We start from the raw sequence: 17,996 nt of genomic DNA, 5'->3' as shown, positions 1-17,996 counted from the left end.
CGTCAGAGGGGCTTTCGGCGCGTCTTTCCGTCCCCACCTCAACCGTGGGCGACGTCCTACAGAAGGACGACACTGATGACCAAGACGACCTCTCGCGTTGCCGGCACGCTGAAGACCGGGCTTCTCGCACTTTCCCTCGTCGCGGCCGGCGCCAGCGCGGCTTCCGCGCACGGTTTCGGTGGCGGCGGCGGCCATTTCGGTGGCGGCCATATGGGCGGGGGCTTCTCCGAACATATGGGCGGTGAAGGGTTCCATGACGGCTTCCATGGCGGCCCGGCGTTCCACATGGGCGGCTATGGCGGCGGGTTCTTCTTCCCCCGCGCGTTCCACGCCCATTACGGCGACTTCCGCCATCGCGGTTTCCTGCCCTACGGCCCCGACTATGCCTTCGCGCCCTATGACGTCTTCCGCGACGACGACCCCAACTGCTTCGGCCGGGTCGTGAAGCTCGGGACGCACGGCCATTACAGCTATGTCCGCGAGGGCGGCTGTACCTGAGCCATGTTCCGCCCCGCGACCCGGCTCCGCAAGGAGCCGGGTCGCGCCCGCCCGCTCAGAGCGCGTGCGGCCATTTGCGGATGTCGACGAAGTGGCCGGCGATCGCCGCGGCCGCCGCCATCACCGGCGAGACGAGGTGGGTACGGGCCTTGTGGCCCTGCCGCCCCTCGAAATTGCGGTTCGACGTGGAGGCGCAGCGCTGCTCGGGGCCGAGCTTGTCGGCATTCATGCCCAGGCACATGGAGCAGCCCGGCTCGCGCCAGTCGAAGCCCGCCGCCTTGAAGATGGCGTCCAGCCCCTCGGCCTCGGCCTGCAGCTTCACCAGCCCCGAGCCCGGCACGACCATGCCGGAGACGCCCTCACGCACCTTCTGGCCGCGCACGATGGCGGCCGCGGCGCGCAGATCCTCGATGCGGGCATTGGTGCAGGAACCGATGAACACCTTGTCGATGGAGATGTCGGTGATCCTCGTCCCCGGCGTCAGGCCCATATAGGCCAGCGCGCGCTTCTTGGCCTCGCGCTTGCCCTCGTCGAGGATCAGCTCGGGATCGGGCACCACGCCCTCGACCGAGATCACGTCCTCCGGGCTGGTGCCCCAGGAAACGATGGGTGGCAGCGCTGCGCCGTCGAGGCGGATTTCCTTGTCGAAGAAGGCGCCCTCATCGGTGCGCAGCGTGTCCCAGTAGCGCAGCGCCGCGTCCCATGCGGCGCCCTTCGGCGCGCGCGGGCGGTCCTTCACATAGGCATAGGTGGTCTCGTCGGGCGCCACCATGCCCGCGCGCGCGCCGCCCTCGATGGACATGTTGCAGACCGTCATGCGGCCTTCCATCGTGAGGTTGCGGAACACCTCGCCGGCATATTCGATGACATAGCCCGTGCCGCCGGCGGTGCCGGTGGCGCCGATGATGGCGAGCGTCACGTCCTTGGCGGTCACGCCGTCGGGCAGCCTGCCGTCGACGGTGACGCGCATGTTCTTGCTCTTCTTCTGGATCAGCGTCTGGGTGGCGAGCACATGCTCGACCTCCGAGGTGCCGATGCCATGGGCGAGCGCGCCGAAGGCGCCATGCGTCGAGGTGTGGCTGTCACCGCACACGATGGTCGTGCCCGGCAGGGTGAAGCCCTGCTCCGGGCCGATGACGTGAACGATGCCCTGGCGCTTGTCGAGCTCGTTGAAATATTCGACGCCGAAATCGCGCGCGTTCTCGGCCAGCGTCTCGACCTGGGTGCGGCTCTCGGGATCGTCGATGCCGAAGCGGCGATCGGTGGTCGGCACGTTGTGGTCGACCACGGCGAGCGTCTTCGAGGGCGCATGCACGCGCCGGCCGGCGAGACGCAGGCCCTCGAAGGCCTGCGGGCTGGTCACCTCATGCACGAGGTGGCGGTCGATATAGAGCAGGCAGGTGCCATCCTCCTGCCGCTCGATGACGTGGTCGTCGAAGATCTTGTCGTACAGGGTACGCGGTGCGGACGTGCTCATATCGGCATCTCAACTGAAAAGGAATGTCGTCCGGGGCTCGCAGAGGCGCAGCCGGGAACGCGCGGCGCGTTCCGGGCGGCGCTCAGCTAAGGCCCGCCACCGCGCAGGCGGTGAAACGGCCGAAGAAGCGCGCCGGCAGGCGGACATGGTCCGGCACGGCGGCGAAGCCGATGGTGGTCGGCAGCCGGCGTCGAACCTCCGGGCGCGCGCCATCGGGGGCGACGGAGACTTCCGCGCCCAGGCTCGCTTCCCGCATGTTGCCGGCCTGCATGATCATGGAACTCTTCTAGCAAGTCTCGCGCGCCCGAACAATCGGCGGCGAAGCGTCGCGGCCTCACAGATGGGCACGACCGCGTGAAGCCGCAAGCCGTCGGCGCAACTGCTGAAATAATGTATTACATAGTATTTCGGAGGCTGACCCGACCACATTTCCGCATATTACGTTGGGTTATTAAGTTATAGCGCAATGCCGGACGCTGCGTTAGCATTCCTCGATCGCACGAGGGAGGGTTGCATGCGCCTGACTGACATCGCCCTTATCCTGGCGGCCGTCGGTGCGCTGGTGGCCGCGGTGGAAAATCACAACCGGGTCGAGGTCGTGCCGGCGGAAGTGGCGCCGAAGGCGGCCACGCTCATCACCTGCCCGCTGCGCAAGCCGGACTTCGCCACCGTCATGCAGGCGGCCTTCCTCGGCGACGGCACGCTGCTGGTGGAGCAACAGACCAACACCCGCGTTCGCCATATCAAGGATTGCTGACGAGAAACAAAAAGACCGGGGCATGCCCCGGCCTTTTCGCTTGAACGGTTCAGAAGGCGTCGATCACTCGGCGGCGACCGGAGCGCCCTTTTTGCCCTTGCCGGCGTTCTTGTCCTGGCGCTCGGCGATACGGGCCGACTTGCCGCGACGGTCGCGCAGGTAATACAGCTTGGCGCGGCGCACCTTGCCGCGGCGGACAACCTTGAGGCTGTCGATGTTCGGCGAGTAGAGCGGGAACACGCGCTCGACGCCTTCGCCGTAGGAAATCTTGCGGACGGTGAAGCTCTCGTTGATGCCGCCGCCATTGCGGGCGATCACCACGCCTTCATAGGCCTGAACGCGCGAGCGCTCGCCTTCCTTCACCTTCACATTGACGATGACGGTGTCGCCCGGCTGGAAATCGGGGATGGCCCGGATTTCGGACAGCTTGGCAGCCTGCTCGATGTCGAGCTCGCGGATAATATCGACCATTTTATCACCTCAGGCGAAATCGGCCTTTGCCGTTCGCATCTTGCTGTTGTCAGTTTGGTAGTGATGGCGCGCCCTATACGCGAAGTTGCGCCGCTTGTCATGCCTTCTTCGTCGCAGAACGGTCATGCGCCGCCGCATAGGCCTCCCACAGGTCCGGCCGCCGCGCCTTGGTGACGCTTTCCGCCTGCTCGCGCCGCCAGCGGGCGATCTTGCCGTGGTCGCCCGAGGTGAGGATGGCCGGGATCTCCAGCCCCTCGAAGCTCGGCGGCCGCGTATATTGCGGATATTCCAGCAGCCCGGCGGAGAAACTCTCCTCGGTGCCGGATTCGGGATGGCCCATCACCCCCGGCAGCAGCCGCACGCAGGCGTCGAGCAGCACCAGCGCGCCGATCTCCCCGCCCGACAGCACGACGTCGCCGACCGAGACTTCCTCCAGCCCGCGCGCCGCGACCAGACGGTCGTCGACCCCCTCGAAGCGGCCGCAGACGATGACGGCGCCCTCGCCCGCCGCCAGCTCGCGCACGCGCTTCTGCGTCAGCGGCGCGCCGCGCGGAGTCATCAGCAGGCGCGGGCGGGCGTCGCCCTGCGGCGCGGCGGCATCGACGGCGCGCGCCAGCACGTCGACGCGCATCACCATGCCCGGCCCGCCGCCGGCCGGCGTGTCGTCGACCGAGCGGTGGCGATCCGTGGCATGGTCGCGCGGGTCGATCGTCTCGACGGTCCACGCACCCTGCCCCAGCGCGCGCCCGGCGAGCGACACGCCAAGCGGACCGGGAAACATTTCGGGGAAGATGGTGACGATGGAGGCGCGCCACATGTGCCGCGCCTAGCCCTGATCCGCGTCGGGAGGCGGGGTTTCCTCGCGCGCCCATTCTCCGGGTTCGACGATGAGGCTGCCGGCCTTGATGTCGATGGTCGGCACCACGGCGCGGGTGAAGGGCAGCATCAAGGTCTTGCCGCCGGCCTCGGGGGCGATCTCGAGAATGTCGCCGGCGCCGAAATCATGCACCGCCACGACCTTGCCGAAGGCCTCGCCCTCGCCGGTCACGGCTTTGAGGCCGATCAGGTCGGCATAATAGAAATCGTCCTCGTCCTCGGTCGCGGGCAGCAGCGCGCGGTCGACATGGAGGCCCTGATTGGTCAGCGCTTCCGCCGCCTCGCGCGTCTCGACGCCTTCCAGCCGGGCGACGAAATGGTCCTTCGCCGGCCTGAGCGCCTTCAGCTTGAAGACGCGCGCACCGCTCTCGTCGGTCAGCGGCTTGTAGCGCTTGAGCGAATCCGGGTCGTCGGCGAAGACGAACAGCCGCACCTCGCCCTTCACCCCGTGCGGGGCGCCAATGCGGGCGAGCATGATGCGGTCGGTCGGCATGAGGTGATCCGGCGTCGTTCTGAAATGACCATCCTTCGAGGCCCGGCTGCGCCGGGCACCTCAGGATGACGTCGCTCCAGGAGCCACGTCATCCTGAGGTGCGAGCGACGCGAGCCTCGAAGGATGCCATTCGTGGCACTCTGCGTGGCTGGAGCACTCCCTTGGTAAGGGAGCGCTCCAGAGTTCGGCTACCTCCGTCCCTCGCCGGAAGGGCACTCCCTTCACACGGGAGGGGTCGGAGGTTCAGCGGCGCATAGCGGACGAGGAAGGCAGAAGCCTCACTCGGCCGAGGCGGCAGCCGCGGCGGCGGCTTCGGCGGCCTTGGCGGCTTCGGCGGCGCGCTCCTGCGCCTTCTTGCCGGGAACGGCCTTCTCCGGGTTGTTGCGAGCGGCGCGCTTCACCAGCTCGAGGCTGTCAAGGAAGCGGGCGACGCGGTCGGTCGGCTGGGCGCCCTTGGCGAGCCAGGCCTTGGCCTTCTCGACGTCGAGGGTGAAGCGGTCGGCGGCGTCCTTGGGCTTCAGCGGATCGAAGGTGCCGATCTTCTCGATGAAGCGGCCATCACGCGGGGAGCGCGAGTCGGCGACGACGATGCGGTAGTAGGGACGCTTCTTGGCGCCGCCACGGGCGAGACGGATCTTCAGGGACATGACTTTAACCTCATTTTTGAATTTCGTTCTTCACGCGGTTCCATTCCGATTTTAGAATAGACCTCGTCAGATCCACCATTTCCTTACGATGGATTCTTGCCTCATCAACGTCATCACTGACGCTCTTTCTAAGCAACTTTTCCAGCTTTCGTTCTGCTTCATTATCAGAAGCGGGATTTAACATCAGCAACATCCTAGTTTTAACTGCTGATATATCGAAGAATAATCTTCTTCGCGTCTCCGCTAATTCTTGTTTACGAAATCCACTGGATTTTGCGTAGTCTCTTTTTATCAAAGCAAGCTCATACTGAAGCCTATAAAATAGAGAGAGAGCTTCTCTAAGCTCAGATATCCAAATCATTCTATAGTCGGAGATTTTTTGGTTTTTATTAGACTTTATATTAGAAATTGATGTAAAAAATGTCACCATAGCTATAGCCATAGTTGCTAAGCCGACAGCTAAATTTCCAAAATCAACTTGGAAATTCATTTCTTTTTCTCCGGCCCTTTGCCGAAGCCCGGAAGGCCGTCCGGCTTGCCCAGCCCCGGAAAGCCGCCGGGAAGACCGGGCAGCTTGCCGGGGAAATTCGGCGGCAGGTTCGGCAGGCCACCGCCCGCCCCGCCCGGCATCTTCTCCGCCATCTGCTTGAGCTGCTCAGGGCTCGGCATGCCGCCGCCCCCGCCCAGCCCGAACATGGAGGCCAGGCCCGCCATCGGGCCGCGCTTGCCGCCCGCGGCCCCGCCCATGGCCTTCATCATGTCGGCCATCTGGCGGTGCATCTTCATCAGGCGGTTGACGTCTTCCACCTTGGTGCCGGAGCCGCTCGCGATGCGCTTGCGGCGGGAGCCGTCGAGCAGCTTCGGGTTGCGCCGCTCCTTGCGGGTCATCGAATCGATGATCGCCTTCTGCCGCTTGATCACGCCGTCATTCATGCCGGAGGCGGCGAGCTGGTTCTTCATCTTGCCGACGCCGGGCAGCATGCCCATCAGCCCACCGAGACCGCCGAGCTTCTCCATCTGGTCGAGCTGCATGCGCAGGTCTTCGAGGTCGAACTGCCCCTTGCGCATGCGCTCGGCAGCGGCCATCGCCTTTTCGGCGTCGATGTTCTCGACCGCCTTCTCGACCAGCGAGACCACGTCGCCCATGCCGAGGATGCGTCCGGCGACGCGGCGGGGATCGAAATCCTCCAGCGCGTCCATCTTCTCGCCGGTGCCGATGAGCTTGATCGGCTTGCCGGTGACGGCGCGCATGGAAAGGGCGGCACCGCCGCGCCCGTCGCCATCGGCGCGGGTCAGCACGATGCCGGTGAGGCCGACGCGCGCGTCGAACGCCTTGGCCGTGGTGACGGCATCCTGACCGGTGAGGCTGTCGGCGACCAGCAGCACTTCATGCGGGCTGGTCGCGGCCTTCACCTCGGCCACTTCCGCCATCAGCGCCTCGTCGAGCGTGACGCGGCCGGCGGTGTCGAGCATCACCACGTCATAGCCGCCGAGGCGGGCGGCCTCCATGGCGCGGCGGGCGATCTGCACCGCCGACTGCCCGGCCACGATGGGAAGCGTGGCGACGCCGACCTGCGTGCCCAGCGTGGCCAGCTGCTCCATCGCTGCCGGACGGCGGGTGTCGAGCGAGGCCATCAGCACCTTGCGGTTGCCTCGGTCGGTCAGCCGCTTGGCGATCTTGGCGGTGGAGGTGGTCTTGCCCGAGCCCTGCAAGCCGACCATCAGCACCGGCACCGGCGGGGCGGCGTCGAGGTCGATCGGCTTGGCGTCCGAGCCGAGCATGGCGACAAGCTCGTCATTGACGATCTTAACCACCATCTGGCCGGGGGTGACGGACTTGATCACCTCGGCGCCGATGGCGCGCGTGCGCACCCGGTCGGTGAAGGAGCGCACCACGTCGAGCGCGACGTCGGCCTCGATCAGCGCGCGGCGAACCTCGCGCATGGCCTCGTTCACGTCGGCCTCGGTGAGGGCGCCGCGCTTCTTCAGCCGATCGAATATGCCGCCAAGGCGGTCACTTAATGAATCGAACATGCGTTCGCTCAGCTCCTGTTCCCGCACGGAACCTGCACAATGCCGAACGCGCCCGAGGGCGCATCGCGCTGTCGGGCGTTAACCTCCGGACTCGGGTTCCGGGCGGCGGGACGGCTCGCGAAGTGTGCGAGGATTGGCGGTCTGTTAAGCTGACGGGGTCGCAAAGTCAAGTTTTGCGCCCGTCGGCACCCGCGCGCGCCACCCCGTTGCGCTGGGTCATGGCCGCGTCACGACCGCCGCCTAAGGTCCGGAGCCGTTGGCACGAAGGATGGGGCGCCATGCTCGATATCACCTCCGACCCGCATCGCGAACCCGATGCCACCGCACTGTTCGACGCTGTCACCGCCCTGCGCGAGGATGTGCTGGCCGGCGCCGCGCCGCTGATCACCCGCTACGCCGTGCAGGCCGGCCGCGAGGACGCGGCGCTGGTCAACCTCGCGCACTATCTCAGCCTGCGCCGCCACGACCTGCGCTCCCTGCAGCGCCAGTTGATGCGGCTCGGCCTGTCCTCGCTCGGGCGGCTGGAGAGCCGCGTGCTGCCGACGCTCGACGCGGTGATCGCCGCGCTGGCGGCGCTGGCCGGCCGCGAGGGGACGTCCGCCCCCGCCGACGCACCGGACTTCTTCGCCGGCGAAGCGCGGCTCGACGCCGCCAGCCTGGCCATATTCGGTCCCGAGCCGGAAGGCCGCTACACCCGCATCATGGTGACACTGCCGAGCGAAGCCGCCAGCGAGCCGGACTATGTGCTGAACCTCGCCCGCCACGGCATGGATGTCGCCCGCATCAACTGCGCGCATGACGATGCCGCCGCCTGGCGCGCCATGGCGGGCCATGTGCGCAGGGCCGGCGAGCGGCTGGGGCGCCGCATCACCGTGCTGATGGACATCGCCGGCCCGAAGATCCGCACCGAGGCGGTGCTGCCGATGAAGAAGGGCAAGCCCTCGGGCCGGCTGCTGCCCGGCGACGCGCTGCGCCTCGTCGCCCATGGCGAGCCGCATCTCGACGAGACCGCCGGCTTCGCAGCCGCGGTCTCGCTGCCGGAGATCGTCACCCGGCTCAGCGTCGGCCACCGCGTGCGCTATGACGACGGCAAGGTCGAGGGCGTGGTCGAGAGCGTGGACGCGGCGGAGGGCGAGGCGCTCATCCGCATCCTGCACACCCGCGCCGACGGCACCAAGCTGAAGCCGGAGAAGGGCATCAACCTGCCCGACACCGCGCTCGGCCTCTCCCCGCTCACCGCCAAGGACGATGCCGACCTCGCGACCGTGCTCGAATGCGCCGACCTCATCGGCTATTCCTTCGTCAGTCGGCCGGAAGACCTCGACCTGCTCGACGAGGCCATCGCCCGTCACGGGCGCGCGCATCCCGATGCCCGCCCGCTCGGCGTCATGGCCAAGATCGAGCGGCCGGAAGCGGTGAAGAACCTGCCGGACCTGATCGCCCGCGCGGCCCGGCGGGGGCCGTTCAGCGTGATGATCGCCCGCGGCGACCTCGCCGCCGAGATCGGCTTCGAGCGGCTGGCCGAGATGCAGGAAGAACTCCTGTGGATCTGCGAGGCGGCTGCCGTGCCGGCGATCTGGGCGACGCAGGTGCTGGAGGATCTGGTGCGCGACGGCATTCCCTCGCGCGGCGAGATGACCGATGCCGCCATGGCGGCGCGCGCCGAATGCGTGATGCTGAACAAGGGCCCGGCCGTGGTCGAGGCGATCGACCTGCTCGACCGGCTGCTCGGCCGCATGGCCGGCCACCTCGACAAGAAGACCCCGGTGCTGCGCGCGCTCCGCTCCTGGTGAGGAAAGCCGCTCACTGCCCGACGAGGTAGTGGCTACCCCATTCCGAATTCGGGATCGCCGCGCCGAGCTTGTAGGTGAAGCTCTTCACGTCAATCCCGTCATGCTCGGTCTCGCACTCATAGGCGAGGTGGTACCAGGTATTGCCCGAGCGGATCGCCGCGCCGGGCGCCTTGATCTTCCAGCCCTTGATGACCGGATCGTGATAGGCATAGGCGACAAGTTCGTCCGGCTTCATGCCCTTGGTGTCGCGGCCGACCTCGCCCATGGCGCGGGCGTTGCACCGCTGCTCGATACGTTCGGAAGGCTCCAGCAACATCATCTGCTCGCTGGGTGAGCGCGCCTGCGCGCCGGTCAGGCCGGCGCCGAGCGTTAGCGCGACCAGCGCGAGATCGGCCAGTCTCACGGCGACAAGCCTTGCGCCTGCCGGCTTTGCGGCGACAAATCTCGCGGCTTCAGCTTTCGCGGCGTTCGACACAGCCATGCGCTCTCGAATCCCCGTTTCGAATCGTCCGCCCGTTTCAATCCGCAACTTGTGACCATCCTGTGGCCCCATCCGCATTGTGCCGCACCTCGCGCGTGTTGCCGGGCATCGATGGGCAGATTAGAACCGCCCCATGGCGCTGATGGATCTTGCCAACCCCACCCGCTTCCTCGCCCTTTCCGGGCGGGTGCTGCCGTGGCTTGCCGTCGCCTCGGTGGCGACGCTGGCGGTCGGCCTCGCTCTCGCCTTCCAGGCCCCGGCCGACTACCAGCAGGGCGAGACCGTGATGATCATGTACATCCATGTGCCCTTCGCCTGGCTCGCCATGTTCGGCTATTCGCTGCTGGCGCTCTCCGCGCTCGGCATCCTGGTCTGGCGCCATCCGCTGGCGGATGTCTCGCACAAGGCACTGGCGCCGATTGGCGCGGTCTTCGCCTTCCTGTGCCTCGTCACCGGCTCGCTATGGGGCCGGCCGATGTGGGGCACCTACTGGGTGTGGGACGCCCGGCTCACCTCCATGCTGGTGCTGCTGCTGCTCTATCTCGGCCTCCTGGCGCTGCGCTCGGCCATCGAGGACCCGAACCAGGCCGGGCGCGCGGCGGCGGTGCTCACCCTCGTCGGCTTCGTCAACGTGCCGATCGTCAAGTTCTCGGTCGACTGGTGGAACACGCTGCACCAGCCGGCCTCGGTGTTCCGCATGGGCGGATCGACCATCGATTCCAGCATGCTCTGGCCGCTGATGATCTGCGCGCTCGGCTTCACCCTGCTGATGCTGGCGCTGCACATGGCGGCGATGCGCAACGAGATCCTGCGCCGACGCCTCCGGGCGCTGGAAGCGCGCGCCGCCGCCGAGGCCGCCTATGCGTGAGGTAAGCCCGGCGATCGTGCTGATCAACGTATTCACGGTTGATCCCGCCAACCAGCAGCGGCTGATCGAGGTCCTGACCGCGGCGACCGAGACCACCGTCAACCGGGCGGACGGCTTCATCTCCGCCACGCTGCACCGGAGCCTCGACGGCACCAAGGTTACGATGTACGCGCAGTGGCGGAGCATGGCCGATTATCAGGCGATGCGGGAGGATCCCGCGCCGCGCCGCTTCTTCGAGGAAGCGCTGTCCATGGCGACCTTCGATCCCGGCATCTACGAGGTCGTGCGCACCTTCGTGCCAGATACCGAGGGCGAGGATTGATGATGTTCGGCGAGCACGCCCCGTTCATCCTCGCCTGCTATGGCGTGAGCGTCGTGGTGCTCGGCGCGCTGGCGTTGTGGATCTTCGCCGACGGGCGCAGCGTGCGCCGCCGGCTGGCGGAGCTGGAATCGCGCGGCGTGCGCCGTCGCTCGGCCGGACAGGACATCTCGTGACGACGGATTCCCCGCCCGAAAAGCCCCGGCGCCGGCGCCTGCTGGTGCTGCTGCCACTGATCGCCTTCCTGGCGCTCGCCGTGCTGTTCTATGGCCGGCTGTTCTCCGGCGATCCCTCGCGCCTGCCTTCCGTGCTGATCGGCCGGGAAGCGCCCGCGCTCGACCTCGCCCCGCTCGACGGCCTCAATGAGAACGGCGCGCCGGTGCCGGGCCTCGCCTCGGCCGAGCTGAAGGGTGGCGTGACGGTGCTCAACGTATTCGCCTCCTGGTGCGTGCCGTGCCGCGATGAGCACCCCTTCCTGGTCCAGCTCTCCAGGATGCCGGGCTTCCGCCTGGTCGGGCTGAACTACAAGGACGACGCGGCCAATGCCCGCCGCTTCCTCGGCCGCTTCGGCAATCCCTATGCCGCCGTCGGCGTCGATCCGAACGGGCGCACCGCCATCGACTGGGGCGTCTATGGCGTGCCCGAGACCTTCGTCATCGGCCGCGACGGGCGCATCGCCTACAAGTTCATCGGCCCGATCGACGCGCAGGGCCTGAAGGAACGGCTGATCCCGGAAATCGAGAAAGCGCTCGCCGCGCCCGCGCCGGGTACGGCGGGGAGCTGAGGGCCGGCGTTTCCGACTCCCTCTCCCCGTCGGGGAGAGGGTTGGGGTGAGGGGGAAAGCCAGAAGGCCCCTACTCCCGCGGCGGTTCCTCAATCAGCACCTTCAGCAGCGCCCGCCGCGTATCGTCATTGGGCGCGCCCAATATCTGCGTGCCCGCCGGGCTGCGGAAGGCCCCATAGGCATGGTGTCCGCCGGGCCCGAAGATCACGGTGATCCGGTTGGCCGCGCACTCATTGACCTTGCACAGGAAGAACACCTTGAAGTGCTGGGCGTCGACCGTGACCATCCGCGCGGGGTGCCATATGCCGCGTGCGCCCTTCAGCCAGCGATTCGCCGCGACCACCGGCGCGGTCAGCCGCTTCCACGCCCCGCGATAGGGCTCGTGGAAGATGACCTCGTAAAGTGCGGTCTTGCCCTCGGTGTTCGCCAGCGCCGGCGCGGAAAGGCCGACAAGAACCAGCGCCAGCAGCACGCCCGGCGCGGCCCGCATGGAAAGACCGTGCCGGGGACCCACCATTCAGTTCCGCTCGTCGGGCAGCACGGGAAGCGGCAGCACCTCGATCTCGTCCTCGATCAGCGCACGCACCTCGTCGGAGGTCGCCTCGCCATGGATGGCCCGCTGCTCCTCGTCGCCCTCATGCATGCGGCGGGCGAGGCGGGCGAAATCGTCGCCGACATAGTCGGAATTCGCCACCACATGCTCGCGCACCGCCTTCAGCATGGCGCGCAGCTGCTGCTCCTTCTCCGCCATCAGCGCCACCGGCTGGGTGGGCGGAGCGGCGGGAACGGCCGGCGCTTCGGCGGTCGTCTCCGTCTCGTTCTTGCGGGTGCCGCGCCCCAGCGAGGGCGCCATGATCGCCTTGTCGACCTCGTCCGAGCCGCACAGCGGGCATGTGACGAGCCCGCGCGCCTTCTGGTCGTCGAAGGCTGCCGAATCGCGGAACCAGCTTTCGAAATCATGGTCCCGCGCGCAGTGCAGGCGATAGAGCATCATGCCGCGTCACCGGGCGGGACGAGATGCAGGCGGCTCTCGTCGGCGGGTATCACCAATTCGAAGCGGCGGCCATTCTCCAGCGAGGGGATGCGCGAGCGCACCGCCTTCACCTTGGCCGGGTCGATCTCGGCGACGATGAAGCCCGGCTCGGTGCCGGCCTCGGCGAGGATGGTGCCCCACGGGTCGATGATCAGGCTGTGGCCGAAGGTCTTGCGACCATTCTCATGCGTGCCGCCCTGCGCCGCCGCCAGCACATAAGTGCCGGTCTCGATGGCGCGGGCGCGCAGCAGGATGTGCCAGTGCGCCTCGCCGGTCGACTGCGTGAACGCGGCCGGCACGGCGATCATCCCCGCACCCGCCTCGGCCAGCGCGCGGAACAGCGCGGGAAAGCGCAGATCGTAGCAGATGGTGAAGCCGAGCCGGATCTCCGGCAGGTCCGCCACGACGGCGAGCTCGCCCGGCCGGTAAGCCTCGGATTCGCGGTAGACATCGCCATTGGGCAGGTCGACGTCGAACATGTGGATCTTGTCGTAGCGCGCCTCGATCGCCCCGTCCGGCCCGAGGAGGAAGGCGCGGTTGGCAGCACGGTGCTCGCTCGCGCGGATCGCCAGCGAGCCGATATGCAGATGCACCTTCAGCTCGGCGGCAAGGTCGCGGAACGCCTTCAGCGCCGGATCGGTCTCTTCCTCGTGCAGCACGGCGAACAGCGCCTGCCGGTTCTCCTCCATCGTGCCGGTCATCTCCGGCGTCTGGATATAGGTCGCGCCGGCCGCCGCCGCCTCGCGGATCAGCGCGGCAGCCGCCTCGACATTCGCCGCCACGCTTTTGCCCGCGCGCATCTGCACCAGCGCCGCGCGGAAGGGGCTGCCGAGATGCAGCTTGCGGGGTGTTGCGGCGGGCTGGGTGTCGGTCATGGCGGTCACTCTGGTCTCGATGCGGCGGAACGGCAAAGATCAGCTGGCGAGCAGGCCGTCCAGCTCGCCGGCTTCCTCCAGCGCGTAAAGGTCGTCGCAGCCGCCGACATGGCGCCCGTCGATGAAGATCTGCGGCACGCTGGTGCGCCCGTTGGCGCGGCTCGACATGGCCGAGCGCGCCTGCGGATCGCCGGTCACGTTGATCTCGGAGAAGGTCACGCCCTTGCGCTTCAGCAGGTCCTTGGCGGCATGGCAATAAGGGCAGGTATAGGTGGTGTAGATCTCGATCTGCGACATCGGCCTCGCCTCGCGCTGCGCCGTCCGGCACTTGTCTATGATATGGGCGTGTGAGGCCCGTCAACAACCCGCGCGAAAACCAGCACGTCGACCCCGCTCGCCCCCGCGCGGGTGAGCGCCTTGACGCAGGCATCGATGGTGGCCCCGGTAGTCAGCACGTCATCGACCAGCACGACGCGCCGGCCCCGCAGCTCGGCCCGCGCCGTCTCGGGCACGATGAAGGCGCCGGCCACGTTGGCGGCACGCGCCGTGCGGTCGAGCCCGACCTGCGGGAGGGTGGCGCGCCCGCGCGCCAGCCAGTCCGTGCGCACCGGCACGCCGCTCGCCGCACTGACGCCGCGCGCCAGCAGCACCGACTGGTTGAAGCGGCGGCGCCAGAGCCTGAGCCCGTGCAAGGGCACCGGAACCAGCGCGCCTGCGCCCTCGAGAATGTCCGCCCCGGCGCGCGCCATCATCCGCGCCATGGGCGGCGCCACGTCGAGCCGGTCGGCATATTTCAGCGCGTGAATGAGATCGCGGGCGACATCGCCGAACGCCGCCACCGCCCGCGCCCGCCCATAGGCCGGCGGATCGGCGAGCGCGGCGGCGCTGACCGTCCCGCCGTCGAGTTCATAGGCGAGCGGAGTGCCGAGGCGGTCGCAGATCGGCCGCTCGATGAAGCCGATGCGGCTCCAGCAGCCGGCACACAGGCAGCCCGGCTCGTCGACGGCGGCCCGGCAGGCCATGCAGACCGGCGGCAGGACGAGATCCACCAGCCCGCGCGCCGCCATCCGCGCCATGCCCGCAAGGCGAACGGTGAAGGAAAGGACGGTGCTTTCCGCTTCCAGGGACTTGTCCATGACAGCGAGCCTACCATGTGTGCGGAACGGGCGCTTCGGGTTGCGCCTCGGTAGCGTCTCGGCTTGAATTCCCCTCGACCTCCTCCCTTGAGCTCGAAACCCGCATGGCCAAGTCCGATCAGAACGTGATCAATATGCGGATCGTCATCGAGCAGCCTGTCGTCGGCGTGCTCCACAGCCTTCAGGCCAAGGACGAATCGCCTCTCGATCCTAAATCCTCGCGCGAGGGCGAGCCGCTCCCGTTCGATTTCCAGATCCGTGTGGGGCCGGGGCCGAAATTCTTCGGCGATCAGGTGCGCCGCGAAGGACCCGAGCGGCGGTTCGTCTATATCCGCATCGGCCAACTCGCCGGCGACGCTTCCTCTCCCTGGTCCCGCCGGATGAAGATCGACATCCACGATATCGGAGCTGACCTGCTGGATCGCGCCGCCGCCAGCGGAGCGGTCATCGAAACGATCATATACGGCACGGGCAAGGACGGCACTCCCGCCTGCGCGACGCTGCGGCCAGGCGAGCGGCGCATCGTCGAGCCTGAAGCCGAATAGCTGTGCGCACCTTTGACCCGGCACGGCACGCGTCCTATGGCTCTGCCCGAGGAGCACTTCATGTCCGGACCCGAGACCTCCAGCATCGTCGACGTGTTCGACCCGCGCGCGCTGGCCGCCCGCCGCCGCCGCGCTCTGGCGCTCGGGCCGGAGACCTTCCTGCTGGACCGCGTGGCCGAGGACCTCGCCGACCGCATCGGCGCGGTGAAGCGGCGTTTCGAGCGCGCGGCCGACCTCGGCACGCCGACCGCCGCCGTGCGCGCGGCGCTCGCCGGCTCGCCGATGGTGGGCAGCCTCATGGCCTTCGGCCCGGCCGAGCGCGCCGATGTCGACGCCGTCATCGACCCGGAAGTGCTGCCTTTCGCGCCGGCCTCGCTTGATCTCATCGTCTCGGCGCTGGCGCTTCAGACCGTCAACGACCTGCCCGGCGTGCTGGCGCAGATTCGCCGCGCGCTGCGGCCGGACGGGCTGCTGCTGGCCGGCTTCTTCGGCGCGGGCACGCTCAATGAGCTGCGCGAGGCTTTCGCCATCGCCGAGAGCGACACGCTGGGCGGCATCTCGCCGCGCGTCGCACCGTTCGCGGAGCTGCGCGACGTTGGCGGCCTGTTGCAGCGCGCCGGCTTCGCGCTCCCCGTCACCGATGTCGACCGCATCACCGTGCGCTATGGCGACCCGCTGTCGCTGATGGCGGACCTGCGCCGCATGGGTGCGGCCAACCCACTGACCGACCGCCGCCGCGCGCCGCTGCTGCGCAAGACGCTGACGCGGCTGTTCGAGGTCTATGCCGAGCGCTTCGCCGACCCCGACGGGCGGCTGCGCGCCACCTTCGAGATCGCCTGGGTCTCCGGCTGGGCGCCGCATGAAAGCCAGCAGAAGCCGCTGCGCCCCGGCTCGGCCAAGGCGCGGCTGGCGGATGCGCTGAAAGTGCCGGAGGGGCGTCTGCCGGGAGAGGGGAACTAGCGCCCCGGCCCGCCGTCATGCTGAGGTGCCGGCCTTCAAGGCCGGCCTCGAAGCACGCAGGCGGTGCCCGGATGAGCATCCTTCGAGGCTCGCCTGCGGCTCGCACCTCAGGATGACGGTGTGTTTGTCGTCGGGCCTCTACCGCCCCGGCCCGAGCAGGTCGAGCAGCATCGGGATCAGCGGCTCGTCGGCCGGCGGCATGGGATATTCGCGCAGCTTGCCGGGTTTCACCCAGGCAAGGCGCTGACCCTCGCGGCCGTGCGGATTGCCTTCCCAGCGCCGGCAGATCCACAAAGGCATCAGCAGCTGGAAGTTCTCATAGGTGTGCGAGGCGAAGGTGAGCGGTGCGAGGCACGCCTCCTTCACCGTGATGCCGAGCTCCTCGGCAAGCTCGCGGATCAGGCACTCCTCCGGCCGCTCGCCGGGCTCGACCTTGCCGCCGGGAAACTCCCACATCCCCGCCAGCGACTTGCCTTCCGGCCGCTCGGCGATCAGCACCCGCCCGTCGGAATCGACGAGCGCGCAGGCGGCGACGAGGACGAGCTTCATGCCGGCTCCCTTACGAGCGGTAGTCGCCGTTGATGGCGACATATTCCTTGGTGAGGTCGCAGGTCATCACCCGGTCGGTGCCGCGGCCGAGGCCGATATCGACGGTGATGTCGATGACGTCGCCCTTCATATAGGCCGAGGTTTCCGCTTCGTCATAGGCCGGGTCGCGCGCGCCCTCATGCGCCACGCGGATCGGCCCGAAGGAGATGGAGAGCCGGTCGCGCTCGGCCGGTTCGCCCGCCTTGCCGACCGCCATGACGATGCGGCCCCAATTGGCATCCTCGCCGGCCACCGCGGTCTTCACCAGCGGCGAATTGGCGATCGACATGGCGATCCTGCGCGCGGAGCGCTTGGAGACGGCGCCGGTGACCTGGATGCGCACCAGCTTGCGCGCGCCCTCCCCGTCCCGCGCCACCTGCTCGGCGAGGTCGGCGAGCACAGTGGTCAGCGCGCGACGGAAGCGGGCGAGGCGCGGGTCCTTCGCATCGGATATGCGCGGCGCGCCCGAAGCGCCGGTGGCGAACAGCAGCAGCGTGTCGGAGGTCGAGGTATCGCCGTCGATGGTGACGGCGTTGAACGAGTCGGTCACGCCCTTCGACAGCAGCGCCTGCAAGGCGGGCGCCTCGATCGCCGCGTCGGTGAAGACGAAGGACAGCATGGTCGCCATGTCGGGCGCGATCATGCCGGCGCCCTTGGCGATGCCGGCCAGCGTCACCTCCACCCCGTCGATCTTCACCTTGGCAGTGGCGAGCTTGGGGAAGGTGTCGGTGGTCATGATCGCCTTGGCCGGGTCGATCCACGGCAGGGAGCCGAGGCGCGTGGCGGTCTCCTCCAGCACGCCGTCATATTTCGTCGCGTCGAGCGGCTCGCCGATCACGCCGGTGGAGGCGAGATAGACCTCGTCCTCGCGGCAGCCCAGGGCCTTGGCGGCGATCTTCGCGGTCAGCGCGGTGGCTTCGCGACCCTTCTGGCCGGTGAAGGCGTTGGCATTGCCGGAATTGACCACCAGCCCGCGCGCCAGCCCCTTGGGCAGGATATCGCGGCACCATTCGACCGGTGCCGAAGGGCATTTCGACTTGGTGAACACGCCCGCCACCGTGGTGCCGGCGTCGAGGGCCAGCAGCAGCACGTCGGTGCGGCCACGATAGCGGATCCCCGCCTCGGCGGTGGCGAAGCGCACCCCGGCGACCGGGCCGACATCCGGTGTGGTCTTGGGCGCGAGCGGGGAGACGGGAGAAGCGTGGGCCATCGGGCAGTCCCTGCGGGCAAGTGAGAGCGCGACGGGTGTGCCCCATGCGCGCGACATCCGCAAGACGCACGTGAAGACGCACATGCGACGACGCGCCTGCGGCGGAAGATCGGGAGAACCACCAAAAGAAAAGGCTCCGGCGTGGGTCCGG

The 17,996-nt window shown here is 68.1% G+C and carries 25 protein-coding genes; 9 read left to right on the top strand and 16 right to left on the bottom strand.

Annotated features, from left to right (window positions below; all coding sequences use genetic code 11):
• Positions 1-75 precede the first annotated feature (75 nt).
• Positions 76-498 (top strand): hypothetical protein, encoded by a 423-nt coding sequence (locus tag ACO2RV_RS09730; protein WP_423292303.1) that lies wholly within the window; start codon positions 76-78, stop codon positions 496-498.
• Between the two features lie 55 nt (positions 499-553).
• Here the strand turns inward: ACO2RV_RS09730 and leuC are convergent, their stop codons facing one another.
• Both leuC and ACO2RV_RS09720 read right to left on the bottom strand, forming a co-directional pair.
• Positions 554-1,975: a 3-isopropylmalate dehydratase large subunit gene (gene leuC, locus ACO2RV_RS09725; protein ID WP_423292301.1), complete on the bottom strand. Its 1,422-nt coding sequence runs from the start codon at positions 1,973-1,975 to the stop codon at positions 554-556.
• Positions 1,976-2,057: 82 nt separating this feature from the next.
• The gene (locus ACO2RV_RS09720) at positions 2,058-2,252 is read right to left on the bottom strand and encodes a hypothetical protein (protein ID WP_423292299.1); all 195 of its coding nucleotides are present in this window, start codon (positions 2,250-2,252) and stop codon (positions 2,058-2,060) included.
• A gap of 237 nt (positions 2,253-2,489) precedes the next feature.
• Between ACO2RV_RS09720 and ACO2RV_RS09715 the strand changes: the two genes are divergently transcribed.
• Entirely contained in the window at positions 2,490-2,732 is a 243-nt protein-coding gene (locus ACO2RV_RS09715) for a hypothetical protein (RefSeq protein WP_423292297.1), read from the top strand.
• Between the two features lie 63 nt (positions 2,733-2,795).
• Here ACO2RV_RS09715 and rplS read toward each other — a convergent pair whose 3' ends face one another.
• From rplS to ffh, 6 genes are all read right to left on the bottom strand, one after another.
• Positions 2,796-3,203: a 50S ribosomal protein L19 gene (gene rplS, locus ACO2RV_RS09710; protein WP_423292295.1), complete on the bottom strand. Its 408-nt coding sequence runs from the start codon at positions 3,201-3,203 to the stop codon at positions 2,796-2,798.
• A gap of 97 nt (positions 3,204-3,300) precedes the next feature.
• Complete coding sequence (trmD, locus tag ACO2RV_RS09705; protein ID WP_423292293.1) at positions 3,301-4,020, bottom strand: tRNA (guanosine(37)-N1)-methyltransferase TrmD; 720 nt, start codon at positions 4,018-4,020, stop codon at positions 3,301-3,303.
• A 9-nt stretch (positions 4,021-4,029) separates the two neighbouring features.
• Positions 4,030-4,572 carry a ribosome maturation factor RimM gene (rimM, locus tag ACO2RV_RS09700; RefSeq protein ID WP_423292291.1) on the bottom strand — a complete coding sequence of 181 codons (543 nt, stop codon included), beginning with the start codon at positions 4,570-4,572 and terminating at the stop codon, positions 4,030-4,032.
• Between the two features lie 278 nt (positions 4,573-4,850).
• Positions 4,851-5,219, bottom strand: a complete 369-nt coding sequence (rpsP, locus tag ACO2RV_RS09695) for a 30S ribosomal protein S16 (RefSeq protein WP_183190416.1) — start codon at positions 5,217-5,219, stop codon at positions 4,851-4,853.
• A 10-nt stretch (positions 5,220-5,229) separates the two neighbouring features.
• Positions 5,230-5,709, bottom strand: coding sequence for a hypothetical protein (locus ACO2RV_RS09690; protein ID WP_423292289.1), 480 nt, complete (start codon positions 5,707-5,709; stop codon positions 5,230-5,232).
• Entirely contained in the window at positions 5,706-7,253 is a 1,548-nt protein-coding gene (gene ffh, locus ACO2RV_RS09685; RefSeq protein ID WP_423292287.1) for a signal recognition particle protein, read from the bottom strand. Before ffh ends, ACO2RV_RS09690 begins: the two co-directional genes overlap by 4 nt.
• Positions 7,254-7,531: 278 nt before the next feature.
• On the opposite strand from ffh, the gene ACO2RV_RS09680 reads away from it, so the two are divergent.
• Positions 7,532-9,046, top strand: coding sequence for a pyruvate kinase (locus ACO2RV_RS09680; protein WP_423292285.1), 1,515 nt, complete (start codon positions 7,532-7,534; stop codon positions 9,044-9,046).
• Positions 9,047-9,056: 10 nt separating this feature from the next.
• Here ACO2RV_RS09680 and ACO2RV_RS09675 read toward each other — a convergent pair whose 3' ends face one another.
• On the bottom strand, positions 9,057-9,449 hold the full coding sequence (locus tag ACO2RV_RS09675; RefSeq protein ID WP_423292283.1) for a DUF930 domain-containing protein: 393 nt from the start codon (positions 9,447-9,449) through the stop codon (positions 9,057-9,059).
• Positions 9,450-9,660: 211 nt separating this feature from the next.
• On the opposite strand from ACO2RV_RS09675, the gene ACO2RV_RS09670 reads away from it, so the two are divergent.
• The 4 genes from ACO2RV_RS09670 to ACO2RV_RS09655 are packed head-to-tail and all read left to right on the top strand — an operon-like array spanning position 9,661 to position 11,498.
• Entirely contained in the window at positions 9,661-10,395 is a 735-nt protein-coding gene (locus ACO2RV_RS09670) for a heme ABC transporter permease (RefSeq protein ID WP_423292281.1), read from the top strand.
• Complete coding sequence (locus tag ACO2RV_RS09665; RefSeq protein ID WP_423292279.1) at positions 10,388-10,717, top strand: antibiotic biosynthesis monooxygenase family protein; 330 nt, start codon at positions 10,388-10,390, stop codon at positions 10,715-10,717. Before ACO2RV_RS09670 ends, ACO2RV_RS09665 begins: the two co-directional genes overlap by 8 nt.
• Positions 10,717-10,890 (top strand): heme exporter protein CcmD, encoded by a 174-nt coding sequence (ccmD, locus tag ACO2RV_RS09660; RefSeq protein ID WP_423292277.1) that lies wholly within the window; start codon positions 10,717-10,719, stop codon positions 10,888-10,890. The genes ACO2RV_RS09665 and ccmD overlap by 1 nt, the downstream gene beginning before the upstream one ends.
• Positions 10,887-11,498, top strand: coding sequence for a DsbE family thiol:disulfide interchange protein (locus ACO2RV_RS09655; protein WP_423292275.1), 612 nt, complete (start codon positions 10,887-10,889; stop codon positions 11,496-11,498). Before ccmD ends, ACO2RV_RS09655 begins: the two co-directional genes overlap by 4 nt.
• Before the next feature lie 70 nt (positions 11,499-11,568).
• Here the strand turns inward: ACO2RV_RS09655 and ACO2RV_RS09650 are convergent, their stop codons facing one another.
• Genes ACO2RV_RS09650 through ACO2RV_RS09630 form a run of 5 tightly spaced genes read right to left on the bottom strand, consistent with a single transcriptional unit; the run spans position 11,569 to position 14,542 of the window.
• A complete protein-coding gene (locus tag ACO2RV_RS09650; RefSeq protein WP_423292273.1) occupies positions 11,569-12,015 on the bottom strand; it encodes an Ivy family c-type lysozyme inhibitor in 447 nt (148 codons plus the stop codon).
• Positions 12,016-12,492, bottom strand: coding sequence for a DUF1178 family protein (locus ACO2RV_RS09645; protein WP_423292271.1), 477 nt, complete (start codon positions 12,490-12,492; stop codon positions 12,016-12,018). It lies immediately after the preceding gene.
• On the bottom strand, positions 12,489-13,406 hold the full coding sequence (locus ACO2RV_RS09640) for a carbon-nitrogen hydrolase family protein (RefSeq protein ID WP_423292553.1): 918 nt from the start codon (positions 13,404-13,406) through the stop codon (positions 12,489-12,491). Before ACO2RV_RS09640 ends, ACO2RV_RS09645 begins: the two co-directional genes overlap by 4 nt.
• A gap of 39 nt (positions 13,407-13,445) precedes the next feature.
• Positions 13,446-13,703 carry a glutaredoxin 3 gene (grxC, locus tag ACO2RV_RS09635; protein ID WP_423292269.1) on the bottom strand — a complete coding sequence of 86 codons (258 nt, stop codon included), beginning with the start codon at positions 13,701-13,703 and terminating at the stop codon, positions 13,446-13,448.
• Between the two features lie 35 nt (positions 13,704-13,738).
• Positions 13,739-14,542, bottom strand: a complete 804-nt coding sequence (locus tag ACO2RV_RS09630) for a ComF family protein (protein ID WP_423292267.1) — start codon at positions 14,540-14,542, stop codon at positions 13,739-13,741.
• A 134-nt stretch (positions 14,543-14,676) separates the two neighbouring features.
• On the opposite strand from ACO2RV_RS09630, the gene ACO2RV_RS09625 reads away from it, so the two are divergent.
• Positions 14,677-15,087, top strand: coding sequence for a DUF5990 family protein (locus ACO2RV_RS09625; RefSeq protein WP_423292265.1), 411 nt, complete (start codon positions 14,677-14,679; stop codon positions 15,085-15,087).
• Between the two features lie 60 nt (positions 15,088-15,147).
• Complete coding sequence (locus tag ACO2RV_RS09620) at positions 15,148-16,047, top strand: methyltransferase domain-containing protein (RefSeq protein ID WP_423292263.1); 900 nt, start codon at positions 15,148-15,150, stop codon at positions 16,045-16,047.
• Positions 16,048-16,185: 138 nt separating this feature from the next.
• Here ACO2RV_RS09620 and mutT read toward each other — a convergent pair whose 3' ends face one another.
• Both mutT and argJ read right to left on the bottom strand, forming a co-directional pair.
• Positions 16,186-16,596: an 8-oxo-dGTP diphosphatase MutT gene (mutT, locus tag ACO2RV_RS09615; RefSeq protein ID WP_423292261.1), complete on the bottom strand. Its 411-nt coding sequence runs from the start codon at positions 16,594-16,596 to the stop codon at positions 16,186-16,188.
• A 10-nt stretch (positions 16,597-16,606) separates the two neighbouring features.
• Positions 16,607-17,845 carry a bifunctional glutamate N-acetyltransferase/amino-acid acetyltransferase ArgJ gene (argJ, locus tag ACO2RV_RS09610; RefSeq protein WP_423292259.1) on the bottom strand — a complete coding sequence of 413 codons (1,239 nt, stop codon included), beginning with the start codon at positions 17,843-17,845 and terminating at the stop codon, positions 16,607-16,609.
• Between the last annotated feature and the right edge of the window lie 151 nt (positions 17,846-17,996).

The organism is Ancylobacter sp. VNQ12, from assembly GCF_049445835.1.
In the GTDB taxonomy this organism is placed as follows: domain Bacteria; phylum Pseudomonadota; class Alphaproteobacteria; order Rhizobiales; family Xanthobacteraceae; genus Ancylobacter.
Note: the sequence above shows the minus strand (reverse complement) of the source record. Positions and strands in the feature narration are given on the sequence as shown.